This window comes from Acinetobacter sp. YH12045 (genome assembly GCF_013419925.1).
GTDB classification, from domain to species: domain Bacteria; phylum Pseudomonadota; class Gammaproteobacteria; order Pseudomonadales; family Moraxellaceae; genus Acinetobacter; species Acinetobacter amyesii.
Genome location: NZ_VOZE01000009.1, coordinates 64,944 through 81,048, shown reverse-complemented (window position 1 = coordinate 81,048; position 16,105 = coordinate 64,944). Strand labels below are relative to the sequence as shown.

Sequence of the window (16,105 nt, the reverse complement as noted above, 5' to 3'; positions counted from 1 at the left end):
TATTGTGGTGTACGGGGTTGAATCACAGATGACAGCAGAGAGTTTAGCTAAGTATCGCCGTTATGTTGCGATTTCTTATGTCTTCATGTTTTTCGCTTTATTTACCCTGATTAGTGGTGTATTTGCCTACGGCTTTGCACGCAAAGTGACTCAAATCGATTCTGCAGAAGTTTGGCTCCAAGCCCAAGCGCTTTGGGTCATGCGCACCGTTGTGATTTATTCCATGATGGCCATTTTTGCCGCACTGTGGTTTATTCCTTTATTCTTCTATTATTGGGACACCTATCTTTGGGTGACTGCATGCACAGTAATTGGTGTGGTCTTTGCTGCGATTGCCTTTTTGTATTTATTAAATGCATGGATCCAAGGTCTATCTAAATTCGTTAAAAATAAGGCTGTTTTCTAAGTCGATTTATTTTTTTCCTGCCTACCCCTTGAAAAAATGGTTTGATTCCCCAATTTCAGACCACAGTTAAGTATTAAATTAAATTCCGTGAGGAGCATCGCCAGACATGGCTAAACGTGATTATTATGAGGTTTTAGGTGTATCTAAAACCGCAAGTGATGATGAAATTAAAAAAGCCTACCGTAAGTTGGCGATGAAGTATCACCCTGACCGTAATCCAGATAACCCAGAAGCTGAAGAAAAATTCAAAGAAGCTGCAGAAGCATATGAAGTTTTATCGGACAGCGAAAAACGTAGTATGTATGACCGTATGGGACATCAAGCTTTTGAAGGCGGCATGGGCGGCGGCGGTGGCTTCGGTGGCGGTTTTAGCGCAGAAGATATCTTTAGTCAGTTTGGTGACATATTCGGTGGCGCATTTGGCGGTGGTGGCCGTGGTGGTCAGCAACGTGCACGCCGTGGTTCAGACTTACGCTATGTTATGGAGCTTACCCTTGAGGAAGCTGTGAAGGGCGTGAAAAAAACCATTACCTTTACTGCGCCAGCGCCATGTGATGCCTGTGATGGTAAAGGATCTAAAAATCCAAACGACGTTGAAACCTGTAAAACTTGTCATGGTGCAGGTCAAGTGCGTATGCAACAGGGCTTCTTCTCTGTGCAGCAAACCTGTAGCACCTGTCGTGGTCAAGGTAAAATTATTAAGAACCCATGTAATAAATGTCATGGTTCAGGGGTTTCTGACCGTCAGCAAACTTTAGAAGTGACCATTCCTGCAGGTGTGGATAATGGCGACCGCGTACGTTTAAGTGGCAAAGGCGAGGCGATCCGTGATGGCCAAGCAGGCGACTTATATGTAGAAGTGGTGGTACGTGAACACGAAATCTTCCAACGTGATGGCGCTGACCTGTATATGGATGTGCCTGTAAGCATTGCAGATGCTGCATTGGGTAAAGAAATTCAAATTCCGACTCTCGATGGCCGTGTGAGCTTGAAAGTGCCTGAAGGAACTCAAACTGGCAAATTGTTCCGCTTACGTGGTAAAGGTGTGAAACCTGTACGTACCAGCATGACTGGTGACTTACTCTGCCGTATCGTGGTGGAAACGCCAGTGAATTTAACGGCTCGTCAACGTGAATTGTTAAAAGAGTTACAAGACACGATGGATGGCGATGACAATAAATCATCTCCGAAGAAAAAATCATTCTTCGACCGTTTATTTGATTAATTGATATGATTTGCTTGAGTTCGCTGTGATTTGAACTTAGCTATAAAAAAGCCTGCAAAATTGCAGGCTTTTTTAATGAGCGTTTTAAGGTTTCGGCTGTGCTATAGGTAGTAATAAACTCTCATAGCTCATGTCGAGCCTATAGATATTTTTAAGACGCTGTAGCTGATGACGTGCTTCAGCCTCACGACCATTAAAGGCCAATAAACGTGCATATTTAATGATGTGGTATTTCGCTGGATAGCTGCGAACCAATTTTTCAGTATCCTGAATGGTTTGTTCAGAAACGATGGAGTACGGATTTAAACGAATAATCGCCACCCGATGTCTAAATTCCGTCAGCAAATAGATCGGCTCATGATTAGTGATTTTCTCCGGTGTTTTTTCATATTTTGATGCCTGGCCCAGCTGAATCGCTGCATTAGCATAATCACGATAAATCACCGTAATCAGCACTGCACCAATCACGAAAACAATGCGGATAAACCATGGTGACAGACTCAATGTAGCCGTCTGTGGCTTCGCTGCTTGAAGAATCCCGATAATAAAACCCGCAGGCAGTAAGAAATATGCGTAGTTTTGCGGAAACTCCAACATGGCATGAATAATGAAGACACCGACCATCAATAGGCCAATCACAGATAATGCAGACTTGGCTAACTTTTGTAATTGGATGCCCCAATAGGCGAAATAGGTCAAGAACGGTACACCAATAATGGCGCCATTCCACAATAAGAAATCCAAAATAAAATTGTGTGAGCTACGAATCCATACAGGCCCTTGCACCGTGTCAGAGATCGAGACAAAAGCGCTACTAGTCTGATGCCAACCATAGCCAAACCAAGGCTGTGCAGCTACGGCATGCGCCATTTGTTGCCAAATGGCTAAACGAGACATATCTCCACCAGCACGTTTGACTACGTCACGACTTTCTTGAATATTCATGTCGGATATTTGGCTCATGATTTGACTTAATTTTGGCATCAATACAATCAGTGCCACAAAGCCGATAAACCAGGCCAAGCTGTAAAACCAGCGAAGACGGATATAATCTTTGTACTGTGCATAAGCCAAATAGACTAGGACACAGATACTTGCCACCCAAGAGGTGCGAGATTGGCTGAGCGCGACCCCAATTAAAATAGGAATTGCACAAGTGACCAAATAGCGGGTTTTAACTTTTTGCTGTTCATAAACATATAAGCAGGCTAACAAGGACATGAGCAGAAACGTGGCCATGTTATTTGGCTGAGCAAAGTTTGCAAATGGGCGCGTAGTTCCACTAATTTTCATCACAAAAGGAAGAAACGAGTCGAAATCTAACCACTGACATATTGCGATGAGCCCTGTCATGACCCCAGATGCAACAAAGGTATAGCTCAGGTATAGGAAGGTTTTTTCGCGTTTTTCCGTACCTTGTGAGAGGCTAAAACCAAGATTGATACACAGCCAGAAGCTGAACACAAACAGCATACAGAGTAAGGCAATACTAAAATAATACACCTGCCCAAAAGCCAGTTGCACAAAGGGAATCAACGCTAAGAGCAACAGGGGCAAGGAAATTTTTGCCACCATGAGCTTTTCTTTAAAGAACGTTGCCGCTAAGGCAAACAGGGCAAAAAAGGTATAAAGCTCACCGGTATACGTGGCCCAAGGTCGGTAATGAATCGGAATCAGCCATGCCAGTGCAATACAGACTGCCGCACAAAGATACAATAGGGTTTTCATGAATATTCAAGATCAATAGAACGCGCCTATCATACCGTGAAAATGCCTAAACTTGGTGAGGGAATAGTCAGCGTCTGTCGAAGAGCTTGATTTGCAAAAGTCCTTCGGAAAATGCAGGATTTTTTTGTTTGTAACTTAGCCTGCGCATGGAGTTTTGATATAGTAAGACCAATTTCGAATCAACATTAGGAAAATGTTATGTCAGCAGCTCCACGTATTGGTATCTTGGGCGCAGGCGGTCGTATGGGACGCATCTTAATTCAGGCGGTTCAGCAAGCTGGTTATCAATTGGCTGCTGCGGTAGAACGTCCTGAAAGTAGCTTGGTCGGTGCAGATGCCGGTGAACTTGCAGGGATTGGCGCGGTTGGCGTAAAGGTTGTCGGTAACCTTGCTGAGGTTTTAAAAGATTGTGATGTCGTGATCGACTTTACTGCACCTGCAGCAACGGCACAGCATCTTAAACTTTGCCGTGAAGCCGGCGTTGCGATTGTCATTGGTACCACAGGTATGAATGATGAGCAAAAAGCTTATCTCGATGAAACAGCAACAGAAACCCCTGTGGTCTATGCAGCGAACTATTCTGTCGGTGTAAACGTTTCAATCAAACTTCTTGAATTGGCATCAAAAGTATTTGGCGATACTGTAGATATTGAAGTGATTGAAGCCCATCATCGTCATAAAGTTGATGCACCATCAGGTACAGCGCTAATGTGGGGCGAAGCCATTGCCGGTGCTTTAGGACGTGACTTAAAACAAGATGCTGTGTATTGCCGTGAAGGTCATACGGGTCCACGTGAACGTCAAACCATTGGCTTCCAAACGATTCGTGGTGGTGACATTGTCGGTGAACATACTGCGATGTTTATTGCGGATGGCGAACGAGTTGAAATTACACATAAAGCGACCAACCGTATGAACTTTGCCTCTGGTGCAGTACGTGCCGCTGCATGGGTAGTCGGTCGTGAAGCACGTAAGTACGATATGAAAGATGTACTGGGTTTTAACGATATTGACGTATAAAAGCGCGTTAAAATCCGTTATAACAACAGCATAAAATTAAAATAAGACGATCAATGGAATGAAAAAAGTCATCTTTATGGCCTGTGCTGTCGCATTCACTGCGGCAGTACAAGCGAAAACTATGGATAATGCCAAACTCACGATTAATAAAAATAATATTAAAGTTTGGACCTACCAAAATGCTCAAAATCCTGTCTTTCAATACAAAGCTGAAACCAGTTTTGATGTGCCCATTGAAAAAGCGGTTTCCCTGATTTTAGATGTGGAAAATGCAGTGAATTGGGTCCCTTATATGGGCAGTGTCAAAGTATTATCCCGTGATGACCAGAAAGGCGAATTCAGTTTATATATGGTGCTGGATTTTCCATTTCCCTTGAAAGACCGTGATTTGGTGGTACAAGGCAAAATGCGTAAAGATTCACAAGGCATCATTAGCATCCAAAATAAAGCGGTGAAAAAAGGTTATCCGATTAATCCCAATTATGTACGCCTCACTGATTATGAGGGCGATTGGACCTTCCAGCGTTTAGGCAATCAAAAGGTCAAAGTTTCGACCTATGGCTACGCCAATCCGGAAGGTTCCATTCCGCTCAGTTTCGTGAATATGTTCGTGCAGCAACAGCCTTATCAAATGCTACAAAAAATGAAAGTGCAGCTGGGTAAAAGCAAAACTGTTGAGACCTTTCCCGAAATTTTAAAATAAGCCTTAGCAATGATTTAGTTCAATATGAACGATCAATGACTTCGCTACTCAGGCAGGCGAAATGCAGTCAACTGCTGCATGTGTTGTGTTTCTGGAAGTTCGATACTGAGTAAGGTCTGTTCTGGAAATTGATGCGGATGTAACTTGATTTGAAATTGCCGCGCAGTCAATTGTTCACAGGCAAAGCGAAGTTTGGCTTGCTGCGGCATGATATTCATGCCGTTTTCAGATTTGGCTTTATAAATATATAGCTGCTGATGTAACCCGCCGCTAGTGATCGGTTGGATCTGCTCAAGTTCATATTGCGTCAGTTTTTGGGCACTCAAAAAACCTTGAATTAAAGATTTACAGATAAAATTTTGTTGGCTTTGAGCTTGAGTGTGCTGCTCGGGTTGGCACGCCATAAGCGTGAGTGTACTGATGATGATTAAACCCGCTCGAAACTGCGTGAAGTCATTCATTTAATTGTCCCCCTATCGTTATTTTTGAGATATCAACCTGATGCATTCAGCTTAAATCTGTTAACTTAATGGGTACAGATACAAGAATGATTAAAAAAAGGGTACAGATGGCTTTTCAATATCAGCAGCTTGCGCAGCAGTTGGCACAGAAAATTTATAGTGGTGAATTGGCCGCAGGGCAGCGTCTGTATGCGCTACGTCAATTTTCACAGCAGCATCAGATCAGTTTAAATACCGCGAAACGCTGCTATGAATTACTTGAAGCCAAAGGCCTGATTTATGTCAAAGAAAAGTCTGGTTATTTTGTGCAATCCTCACAGAAAGCCCAGCAAATTGCCGTGCCGAATCATCCTGATTTTGATTCCCGACCTCGTGAAATTTCGAATTTAGAATTGCAAATTCAGATCCATGAAGCATCTGCAAATAGTCGCCTGATTCATTTGGGTTCAATTCAGTTGTCCCCAAATTTTGTTCCTGTTGAAGCAATCAGACGTTCAATCCAAAGGGCATTAAAGCATTGTAAACCAGAAGATTTTTTATATAACAATCGGCAAGGACATCCACAATTGCGTGAAGCTTTGTCGGCACATTGGGCTGAAGATGGTTTTTATATGCCTAAGGATGATATTTACATCAGCAATGGTTGTATGCCGGCTTTGTCAGTGATGTTACAAAATCTGAGTGCGGAAGGGGAGAGTGTCATTGTCCCGACGCCGAACTATAACGGGCAATTGCAATTATTGGCTTTATTGAAGCGGAAAATTGTTGAAATTCCTGCCAATACGGAAGGTTTTGATTTAGATCGTTTAGAACAGGCGATGCGGGATTCAGGCGCGAAAGTATGCTTATTGACTGCAAATTTTCAAAATCCTTTGGGTTTTTGTTTAAGTAATGAAGATAAGAAACGAATTGCACAACTGGCTGAAAAATATAAATGTTATGTGATTGAAGATGATATTTATGCTGAGTGTAGTTTCAATGCAAAGCGACCATTGCCTATCAAATATTGGGATCGGGCGGGCTATGTGATCTATTGTGCGTCGATTTCAAAATCTTTGTCGCCTTCTTATCGGGTGGGGTGGTTTTGTCTTCCACCACATTTGCAACATTTGCGTCCCAAATTACTTTTGCAAAATGATTCGGTGAATACGCCTTTGCAGTTAGGACTTGCCGATTTGATTTTTAGTCGTGCGTATCGCCAACATCTTGCTGAATTGCGTCCTAAATTAATGGTACAAGTCGAGCAGTATCGTCAGTATATTTACGATGCTTTTCAAGGGGTTGATATCCGTCTAAATCGGCCTCAAGGCAGTTATGCACTGTGGTTGCAGATGCCTGAACAAATAGACAGTTTGGCGCTGTATTACCATGCGCAAAAACATGGCATCAATATTGTGCCAGGTTTAATTTTTGGTGAGGACAATCGTTATAACAACTGTATTCGTCTAAATGCCGGGCATGAGTTGTCTGTAGATATTCAGCAGGCCATTTTATTGCTTGCAGATTGGGTGCGTAAGGAATGCAGAAACACAAATGTCATCTAGATTAATGAGTCCATAAAGCATACAAAAAAAAAGCCTGCATGCAGCAGGCTTTCTTGGCTTAGATTTTTGCCATTAAAAATCAGCTTTCAGCACAATTCGATACCGCACATTTCCTGAATGCAAACGTTCAATCGCTTCATTGACTTGAGACATTGGATACATTTCAATTTGTGGAGCAATATTTTGACGTGCGGCGAATCGAAGTAATTCACGCAGTGCCGCAGGAGAACCTGTTGATGAGCCTGTGACCGATTTAGCACCACTGATCAGCATACCTGCGGGAATTTGCATCGGCTCAAGTGCTAGGCCGAGCATGTGAACGCTTCCATTCGGTGCCAAAGTCGAAAGATAGGCTTGCCAATCCAACGTCACATTGACCGTGCTTAAAATCAAATTGAACTTCCCACGTTGTGCTTTAATCGCGGCAAGATCACGACTATTCACCACATGGTCAGCCCCCATAGCTTTAAGTTCATCGGTTTTATCTAAGTTTGAACTGAACGCAGTAATTTCACAGCCCCAAGCTTTCAGCAATTTAATCGCCATATGACCTAATCCACCAATGCCGATCACGGCAACATGGTGAATGGCCTGAATTTGGTGCTGTAAAATGGGATCAAATACCGTAATCCCGCCGCAGAGTAGAGGACCAGCACTGGTTGGGTCGAGATCATCTGGAAGCGGAATAACCCATTGCCAGCCAGCACGGACTTTGTCGGCAAAGCCACCTGCATGACCGACGATCGTCGCTGTCTTGGTTCCGGTACATTGCACTTGGCGACCATCGATACACGGGTCACAGTGTTGACAACTTTCTGCTGTCCAGCCAATGCCTACACGCTGTCCGATTTTCAGTCCTTTGGCTTCGCTGCCGAGTTGGGTAATGGTTCCAATTACTTCATGCCCTGGGACCACAGGATAAACCGAAGATTTCCAATCATTTTGGATAATAGAAATATCTGAGTGACAAAGACCGCAATACTCGACTTTGACTTCAACCTGATGGGCTTGTAATTCACCTGCATCAAATTGATAGGGAACAAGGGCTTCACCACTGTTCATTGCTGCATAGGCGTGGATTGTATTGTCACTCATTATTCTATCCTTTATGTTTTGAGGTCATTCTTCGTGCGTGTATTTAAAGTCACAGTGATTTTCATGATCATTGACCATGCCGATAGCTTGCATCAGAGCATAGCAAGTCGTTGGGCCTACAAATTTAAAACCATGCTTTTTTAATGCTTTGGACATGGCCTGACTTTGAGCGGTTTGTGCAGGGGCGCTACGATATTCAACTACATCATTATTGGCAATTTGTCCTTCGACAAAATTCCAAAGAAATTCCACAGGATGAATCCCTTGGGCTTTTAACTGTTGCCATGCTTTGGCATTATCACGAATGGCAGTGAGTTTGCCGATATGGCGAATCAAACCTGAATCTTGTAATTTTTCTTGTAATTGTAGGTCACTCAACGCTGCGATTTCGGCAATGGGATGTTGAAAAAAATGCTGCTGATAACAGGCCCGTTTTTTCAGCACAGTAATCCAAGACAGCCCCGCTTGTTGTCCTTCAAGACACAGCATTTCAAAGAGATGCTGCTCATCAAAACTGGGTTTAGCCCACTCAGTGTCGTGGTAGGCAATATACAAAGGATCTTCGGAGCACCAAGCACAGCGTTGTATCGTCATGTTGAATGCTCCTTTTTGACTTAAATTTTAAAAGCTGTCCATTGGTCGTTTTTATTGTCCCAATACAACAGTTCCGCTTGATCGAGATCGGCAAATTGAATCCATACATCTTTACCAGATTTGTCTGCGTAGCCGGTGCTGATGAGTAATGCTTCTTCAGTGATCTCCATGATCCAGCCCTGATAAGACTGTCCATTGAGGCTGATTTTTTGTTGATTACCAGATTCTGCAAATTCCACCAGACGATTTATCAACGCTTCTGACATGTATGTTTCCTAAAATTAACGTAAATACGGATAGGGGTTAACGGCATTGCGACCTTTACCACCCAAGTAAATGCCATAATGCAAATGTGGTGCAGTATGTCGAGCATTGCCAGTATTACCTACATAGCCAATGACATCACCTTTTTTGACATAGTCGCCGACGTTTAAGCCACGTTTATGACCATCAAGATGCGCATAATAATGCCAAGAACCTGCGGGCCCCATAATCCATATCACTTTACCACCCAAATTGTTATTACGTAAGTCAGCAACTAAACCTTCTGTAGCACTGAGGACTTTTGTTCCACGTGGAACAATAATATCAATGCCTTCGTGGCTTCGTCCTTGGCTACGCGCTGCGCCCCAAGTGTCCTTGAGCTCACTTCGTTTGACTTGATGAACAGGAACAGGCAATTGATTGGATAAACGCATGTTTTGTAATTTTTTCACTTCATGTGCAGGCAATGTACTACCAGATGGTTTGGGTGGAGTTGACGTACAGGCGCTGAGTAAAAGCAAAATAAAACCAATACTGCCGAACAACCCTTTGCGAAGCTGAAAAAATCCTTGAGTCACATTTGTCCCTATTCAATTGATGAGCAGTTCAAAACTATGGCATAGAATGGCTTTCGAGTTCTAGCGTAGAAATGAGTTTTTTCATGGCGGTTGGAATACCGAGTGCAGTGGCTTGTATCGGTGTAAACCACTGTGCGTTGCATTCAATGGCCAAATGTTCTTTTTGATCGGCAGCAACGGTAAATACAGTAGCTTCTAAAAGCCAAGTGAAGTGGGTAAAGCTATGTGATATCTGCACTTGAGTGGTGGTAGGTTTCAGTCCAAGTTGCTGAGTGTGGGATTGAAACTCATGGGGTTGATCAAAAATAGGTAAACACCACAGACCGCCCCATAGACCGCTATTCGGACGTTGTATCCACAGCCATTCTCCTGCAGATTGAATCAGCATGACTTGAGCCTCTCTCACTGGAACAGGCTTTTTAGGCTTTTTATAAGGTAATTCAGTCTCTAAACCTTGTGCATGTGCTTTGCAGTGCTGTTGCATGGGACAATATAAACAGAGCGGTTTTTTCGGCGTGCAAACGGTTGCACCCAGATCCATAATCGCTTGGGTATAATCGTGGTTGCGTTCAGTGGGGCAGAGCTCTGTCGCCAGTTGCCACATGGCCCGTTCATGTACAGGTTTCGATAAATCATCTTCAATAGCAAAGAAACGAGACAATACACGCTTGACGTTGCCGTCCATAATCACGCCATATTGTCTTAAACCTAAAGACATCAGCGCACCCGCGGTAGACGGGCCGATGCCCGGTAGTTCCATCCACTGCTCAAGATTGCTTGGAAAATGTCCCTGACGTGCAACAATACCCGCGGCTTTGTGTAAGTTCCGAGCCCGTGCATAGTAGCCTAAGCCAGCCCAATAGGGCGCCACATCATCCCAAGAGGCATGGCCTAAATCTTCAACAGTCGGAAACCGTTGAATAAATCGATCAAAATATTGTAAGACGGTTTTGACTTGAGTCTGTTGTAGCATAATTTCTGAAACCCATACTTTGTAAGGGTCATCCTTCACTTGCCACGGTAAGTCATGACGACCATGGACATCAAACCAGTCAAGAAGGGCATCAGAAAAGTTAAACATGCAATACAGTCAAAATTGAAAAAACCTGCCTAGTATACATCTTTCAATAGTCATTCTTTTTGTTCAAAACGAAAACTGTATATCAGGGGAAATGCAAAAATAGTGGCCATCAAAAAAGGAGCCGAGGCTCCTTAGTGAGTGTAAATTTAAAGTTTAGCTTTTAAAGCCCCAGCGGGTATCGAGCGCCAATGTTTGGTTTTCATAACGTGGAATAATGTGAATATGCACATGTTCAGTGGCTTCGCCAAAAACTTGTCCATCATTAAACCCAATATGAAAGCCAGTGGGTTGATAGCGTAAATTTAATTCATTACGCGCTTGTTCAAGTAAGGACATTAAACTTTTACGTTCTTTATCAGTAATTTCAAAAAATGAACCAACATGACGTAGCGGGACAATGACAGCATGCCCTTTAGACAGTGTATGTGGTTCAGGAAGTACAACACCAAAATCATTTTTTGCAATAACGTCATATTCGTCAAAATTGCAATATGGACAATTGAGTTCTGTCATTGTGCTCTCCTCATTTTTATAAATTAAATATTGGTATTGGTTCTTAGCGCTTTAAGAACTAAGCTGGCGTGCTAACAAGGCATACATGGCCGCTAAGCTTTGTTGTTCTGCAGCAGCGTTATAAGCTAAATCTACGCCGTTGGCTTTGGCACGTTCATCCGCCATCGGGTTGCTAAAGCCGTGTTTTGCGCCTTCAAAAATATTGATTTGATACTGCACTTGGGCAGCATCCATTTCATTTCTAAAGGTCGCAACATCATCTAAGCTCACCATCGAGTCGAGCTCACCATGTTGCACTAAAATCTCTGCTTGGACTTGTCCTGTTTGTGCAGGAGTCGCTGTAGCAAGTGTTGCATGGAAGGTCACCACAGCTTTTAATGCAGCACCTGAACGAGCTAAATCCAGCACGACTTTTCCGCCATAGCAAAAGCCTATAGCTGCGAGTTTATCTGCATTTACTTCTTTTTGCTGTGCCAAAGTGTTTAATGCAGCAGACGCGCGGGTCACAATGGTGTTGGCATGATCAAAAGTCTGCATCATCCATTCATAAGCTTGCTTGGCATCTGTGGTGACTTTTTTGTCACCATACATATCCAAAGCGAAAGCAGCATAGCCTTGTTCTGCCAATTCACGCGCACGTTGTTCGGTATATTCATTGCGTCCCCACCATTCAGGGGCAACTAATACACCTGCGATCGCAGTGTCTGACTCTGGTGCGGCAAAATAGCCAAAAAGTTGAGTTCCATCCGCTGCTGTATATTGAATTTCGCGCGTCTTAATTTTAACGGTCATGGTCAAATCCTTATGTGCGGCTACGCAGTTAATGAAGACTTAAGATAAAGGGAAATTGGTTTTTGTGAAATAAATATAAGATATCAATGTGAATTTTAAGTCAAATCAATCAAAAAAATTGTAAAAGAAAATAATGGAAAGAAGAAATATTGAGGAGCACCGAGATTTGTCGATGCTCCTAAAGAGAGTATTGTTATTTCGGGAGAACTTCAATGAGCTCTACATCAAAAATCAGCGTGCTATTTGGCTCAATGACGTCTGCTGAACCAATTTGACCATAGCCCAAATTGGCAGGAATGAAGAAGCGATATTTTGCACCTTCTTTCATCAACTGTAGACCTTCTGTCCAACCCTGAATGACTTGACTCACTTGGAACATCGCAGGTTGGTTGCGTGCAATTGAACTATCAAAAACAGTACCATCAATTAAGCGACCTTCATAGTGAACTTTCACTGTTGAATTTGCTTTGGGTGACTTACCTTTGCCAGCTTGAATGACTTGATACTGCAGGCCAGATTTCGTGACCTGAATGCCCGGTTTTTTGGCATTTTCAGCAAGGAAAGCGGCACCAATGGTGGCATTCGCATCCGCTTTTTGCTTCAGTTCAATCAGTTGTTTCGCTTCGGTTTGCTTTTTATATTGGGTTAAGGCACGGGTCATTTCTTCATCTGTTAATGACGAAGCTTGACCTTTAGAAGCTGCCTTTAAACCTGCAACAAATGCATCAATATCCAAATCCTTAATGGATTCAGCATTACTGCGTCCCATTAAATAACCAAAACTATAACCCACTTGTTCTGCAGCACTACTTTTATTACTGACATCTTTGGCAAATACAGTGCTTGAGCAGAGTGCCAAACATAACATACTGATCTGTAATTTCATGACCGAGTCTCAAAATAAAGCAGGAGAGCGAAAAGCTCTCCTGTACCGGTTTTATTATTTAACTTCAATGAGTTCTACATCAAAAATTAAAGTACTGTTCGGTGGAATCGTTCCTGGAACACCTTGAGCACCATAACCTAGGTTTGAAGGAATATATAAAGTGGCTTTGCCGCCTTCCTTCATTAACTGTAGACCTTCAGTCCAACCCGGAATCACTTGATTCAGTGGGAATTCAATTGGCTCGCCGCGCTGTACTGAACTATCAAATACAGTGCCATCCACTAACTTACCTGTGTAGTGAACTTTAACAACTGATGTGGCTTGCGGTTGTTTACCTGTACCTTCTTTCGTTGTTAGGTACTGTAAACCAGAAGCTGTAGTTTTAACCCCAGCTTTGCTTTTGTTTTCTGTTAAGAAATTATCGCTGCTACTTTGTGCTTGCTTATTGCTTTCAAGTTGTTTGTTTTGCATTTCTTGCTGGAACTCAGCATATGCTTTTTGTAATTCTTCTTCAGTATATGCAGGTTTTGCACGAGCATGGCCTGCACGAACGCCAGTGACAAAGCTATCAATATCTAATTCTGGAGGCGTTTGATGGGCAACTTCATAACCAAGTGCATAACTGATTTTAGCGACAGCAGAAGCATTTGCAGCTGGTTGAGTTGATGTTGCTGATTGCGTAGCAGGCGTTTTAGTTGCATAGTAAACAGGAACAAGTGCGGCACCGCCGAGTAATACAGCGACAGCGATAGGTAGGGCCTTACTCATATATTTTCCCACAATTATTTTATATGTAAAAAGTTGCTGAAATTCTAGCAGACTTTTCCTGTTCAGCGCTTACCTATCTCTACGATCAGGTAAGGTGCAGGAAAGATCATCATAGTCATGTTCTTATTTTTATACTATAACGGTATGAATATATAAAACATTTTTTATACAGAATGATGCATGCAACATAAATTTCGCACATAAAAAAAGCCACCGTATTCGGTGGCTTTTTTGAATAGGCTTGAATTAGTCTTGGTCTTTTGAAGCTTTATAACCATAAGAATAGTTATAGCCATAACCATAACCAGCTGAGCTACGTTGAATGTCGTTTAGAATAATACCATTGACCTTCACACCCACTTGTTCAAAGCGGTTCACGGTTAACTCTAGTTCTTTCAACTGAGTTTTCGCATAACGAGCAATCACCAAATTTACACCAGCATATTGCGAAATAATGATACCGTCTGTCACCGCAAGTACAGGAGGGGTATCAATGATCACATGATCAAACATTGGTGAAATCAAATCTAAGAATTCTTTGAATTTACCAGAACTTAAAAGCTCAGATGGATTAGAAGGGCTTTTACCACGAGTAATCACACTCAAATTTGGAATTTCAGTGGTTTTAATGATGCTGTCTAGATCACGCTGGCCATTTAAATACTCAGAAAGACCTGGTTGGTTGTCATGATTGAAGTATTTGTTCAAATAACCACGACGTAAATCGGCATCAATAATTAAAACACGTTTATCGCTTTGCGCAAGAATCGTAGCTAAATTGGTTGAAATAAACGATTTACCAACTTCTGGTGCTGGCCCCGAAATCATAATCAGGTTATTTTTTGCAGATGTCAGTGCAAAGTGAATGGCAGTACGCATACTGCGCAGGCTTTCAATTGCAATATCATCGCTATTTTTAACCGCAAGTACAGGAATGGTCTTTTTCTTCTTCAGTAACTTGATGCGACTTTCTTGAACAGGGGAACGTGGCACAGTGGCATAAACAGGAAGATCCAGATTATTTTCAATTTCTGAAGAATCTTTAATTCCTGAGCGAAGCATGTTACGTAGTAGTGCAAGTAATGTACCGAGGAAACCACCGAGGAAAATTGAAAGTATCAAGATTTGTAGTTTTTTCGGCGCAATCGGTTTAATCGGCTCTACAGCAGTATCCACAATACGGACATTGCCAATTTCACCAGCTTTGGCAATACTTAATTGTTGATAAGAGTTAAGTAGAGCAGTGTACAGTTGTTGCTTGACTTCAACTTCACGATAGAGCTGTAAATAACGACGCTGTAAGTCTGGTAATTTTTTTAAGGTAGTATTCAGTTCACCAATTTTGCTATTGATTGCACCTAATTGGGCATTCATTTGCTGCATCACTGGATGTTCACTAGTGTACTTCGCAGAAGCTTCAGCAACTTTTTGCTCTAATTCAGCTTTTTGAGTTTCAAGAGTGACGCTTTGAGTTAAATATAGTTCAGATTCTTTGGTTACATCGACGGTATTAAACTCTTGACGGAATTTGTTAAATTCACGTTCTGCGACATCAAGTTGTTGTTTCAGTTCAGGGAGTTGTTCATCCAAAAATTTTAAAGTTTGTGCACTTTCAGCCGAACGTCTTTCAATATTTTGATGGCTGTAGGCTGCTAAAATGGCATTTAAAACTTTTGTAATATGTTCTTTATCTTGGCCTTGATAGTTAAGGCCAAGCACGCCCGTCATTTTACCTTTTTCAGCAACAGAATAATTTGCCAAAATACTGTCAACTGCGGCAGGTAAAGACTGTTTTTGAATTAAATAGTCATCTTTGAATTGATCTTTGCTATAAATTGAGATTTCCCAAAGGCCTTCTGCTGTACGCAAAGAGCTTTTTTGGTTCAATGGTGCTGTTAAAATTGTTTGCTCAGTCTGAAGATCAATTAAAGAAAATTTATTTTCTTGAAACTGTACACTAAGGTTTTTGTCACGATATTGCGCAGGGATATCAAATTGGCGGATTTCAAAACTTTTTTCATTATCTTTGAAAACGACTGATTTATTTTTATATTCGGTGGCATATTCATGCGGTGAAAATAAGCGATCAGTGAAAGAATTTTCAGTACCTGAAATTTTTAGATCGAGATGTAAGTTTTGAATCACGGTACCTAGAACTAAGCGTGATTTAAGAATCTCAATTTCTGCTTGGGCGGGTTGTTTTTGATCAATCATATTAGAAAGATCACCTAACAACGCAGCAGAAGCCCCTTTATTCTCTTCGACCTGTACTAAAGCATTGACTGCATAAGTGTCGGGGGTGGTTCTAAGATAAAGTAAGGCGCAAACAAGACTTAAAATTACACATAGAGCAATTAACTTCCACTGTGCAATCAGAGAGAAAAATAATTCTTTTAAATCAATTGTATCTTCTGTATTGGTATTTTGGCTCATAATCGTACATCAAA

General features: G+C 42.0%; 17 protein-coding genes. 5 read left to right on the top strand and 12 right to left on the bottom strand.

Going from position 1 to position 16,105, the window contains the following annotated elements:
- The first annotated feature begins 28 nt into the window (after positions 1 to 28).
- Together FTU02_RS12280 and dnaJ are read left to right on the top strand one after the other, a co-directional pair.
- Positions 29 to 406 carry a hypothetical protein gene (locus FTU02_RS12280; protein WP_078194105.1) on the top strand — a complete coding sequence of 126 codons (378 nt, stop codon included), beginning with the start codon at positions 29 to 31 and terminating at the stop codon, positions 404 to 406.
- A gap of 106 nt (positions 407 to 512) precedes the next feature.
- Positions 513 to 1,631: a molecular chaperone DnaJ gene (dnaJ, locus tag FTU02_RS12275; protein WP_111885156.1), complete on the top strand. Its 1,119-nt coding sequence runs from the start codon at positions 513 to 515 to the stop codon at positions 1,629 to 1,631.
- 84 nt (positions 1,632 to 1,715) lie between these two features.
- On the opposite strand, the gene FTU02_RS12270 is transcribed toward dnaJ, so the two are convergent.
- Entirely contained in the window at positions 1,716 to 3,359 is a 1,644-nt protein-coding gene (locus FTU02_RS12270) for a PglL family O-oligosaccharyltransferase (RefSeq protein ID WP_180049565.1), read from the bottom strand.
- Positions 3,360 to 3,557: 198 nt separating this feature from the next.
- Here FTU02_RS12270 and dapB point away from each other — a divergent pair, with 198 nt between their 5' ends.
- Entirely contained in the window at positions 3,558 to 4,379 is an 822-nt protein-coding gene (dapB, locus tag FTU02_RS12265; protein ID WP_078194102.1) for a 4-hydroxy-tetrahydrodipicolinate reductase, read from the top strand.
- 58 nt (positions 4,380 to 4,437) lie between these two features.
- On the top strand, positions 4,438 to 5,082 hold the full coding sequence (locus FTU02_RS12260; protein ID WP_180157330.1) for an START domain-containing protein: 645 nt from the start codon (positions 4,438 to 4,440) through the stop codon (positions 5,080 to 5,082).
- A gap of 44 nt (positions 5,083 to 5,126) precedes the next feature.
- Here the strand turns inward: FTU02_RS12260 and FTU02_RS12255 are convergent, their stop codons facing one another.
- Positions 5,127 to 5,543 carry a hypothetical protein gene (locus FTU02_RS12255; protein ID WP_257225224.1) on the bottom strand — a complete coding sequence of 139 codons (417 nt, stop codon included), beginning with the start codon at positions 5,541 to 5,543 and terminating at the stop codon, positions 5,127 to 5,129.
- A gap of 107 nt (positions 5,544 to 5,650) precedes the next feature.
- Between FTU02_RS12255 and FTU02_RS12250 the strand changes: the two genes are divergently transcribed.
- Entirely contained in the window at positions 5,651 to 7,087 is a 1,437-nt protein-coding gene (locus tag FTU02_RS12250; protein ID WP_180157328.1) for a PLP-dependent aminotransferase family protein, read from the top strand.
- A gap of 72 nt (positions 7,088 to 7,159) precedes the next feature.
- Here the strand turns inward: FTU02_RS12250 and FTU02_RS12245 are convergent, their stop codons facing one another.
- The 10 genes from FTU02_RS12245 to FTU02_RS12200 form a co-directional block, all read right to left on the bottom strand.
- On the bottom strand, positions 7,160 to 8,182 hold the full coding sequence (locus FTU02_RS12245; RefSeq protein WP_180022938.1) for an NAD(P)-dependent alcohol dehydrogenase: 1,023 nt from the start codon (positions 8,180 to 8,182) through the stop codon (positions 7,160 to 7,162).
- A 24-nt stretch (positions 8,183 to 8,206) separates the two neighbouring features.
- A complete protein-coding gene (locus FTU02_RS12240) occupies positions 8,207 to 8,776 on the bottom strand; it encodes a DNA-3-methyladenine glycosylase I (protein WP_180157326.1) in 570 nt (189 codons plus the stop codon).
- Between the two features lie 20 nt (positions 8,777 to 8,796).
- Positions 8,797 to 9,042 carry a hypothetical protein gene (locus FTU02_RS12235; protein ID WP_180003637.1) on the bottom strand — a complete coding sequence of 82 codons (246 nt, stop codon included), beginning with the start codon at positions 9,040 to 9,042 and terminating at the stop codon, positions 8,797 to 8,799.
- 15 nt (positions 9,043 to 9,057) lie between these two features.
- On the bottom strand, positions 9,058 to 9,585 hold the full coding sequence (locus FTU02_RS12230; protein WP_218956188.1) for a M23 family metallopeptidase: 528 nt from the start codon (positions 9,583 to 9,585) through the stop codon (positions 9,058 to 9,060).
- A gap of 67 nt (positions 9,586 to 9,652) precedes the next feature.
- Entirely contained in the window at positions 9,653 to 10,699 is a 1,047-nt protein-coding gene (gene mutY / locus FTU02_RS12225) for an A/G-specific adenine glycosylase (protein WP_180042050.1), read from the bottom strand.
- A 153-nt stretch (positions 10,700 to 10,852) separates the two neighbouring features.
- On the bottom strand, positions 10,853 to 11,212 hold the full coding sequence (locus FTU02_RS12220; RefSeq protein WP_078191628.1) for an HIT family protein: 360 nt from the start codon (positions 11,210 to 11,212) through the stop codon (positions 10,853 to 10,855).
- 51 nt (positions 11,213 to 11,263) lie between these two features.
- Positions 11,264 to 12,004 carry a dienelactone hydrolase family protein gene (locus FTU02_RS12215; RefSeq protein WP_180157322.1) on the bottom strand — a complete coding sequence of 247 codons (741 nt, stop codon included), beginning with the start codon at positions 12,002 to 12,004 and terminating at the stop codon, positions 11,264 to 11,266.
- A 193-nt stretch (positions 12,005 to 12,197) separates the two neighbouring features.
- On the bottom strand, positions 12,198 to 12,890 hold the full coding sequence (locus tag FTU02_RS12210) for an FKBP-type peptidyl-prolyl cis-trans isomerase (RefSeq protein ID WP_180063337.1): 693 nt from the start codon (positions 12,888 to 12,890) through the stop codon (positions 12,198 to 12,200).
- A gap of 54 nt (positions 12,891 to 12,944) precedes the next feature.
- A complete protein-coding gene (locus FTU02_RS12205) occupies positions 12,945 to 13,658 on the bottom strand; it encodes an FKBP-type peptidyl-prolyl cis-trans isomerase (RefSeq protein WP_078191625.1) in 714 nt (237 codons plus the stop codon).
- Between the two features lie 246 nt (positions 13,659 to 13,904).
- Positions 13,905 to 16,091 (bottom strand): polysaccharide biosynthesis tyrosine autokinase, encoded by a 2,187-nt coding sequence (locus FTU02_RS12200; protein ID WP_218954799.1) that lies wholly within the window; start codon positions 16,089 to 16,091, stop codon positions 13,905 to 13,907.
- Positions 16,092 to 16,105: the final 14 nt, after the last annotated feature.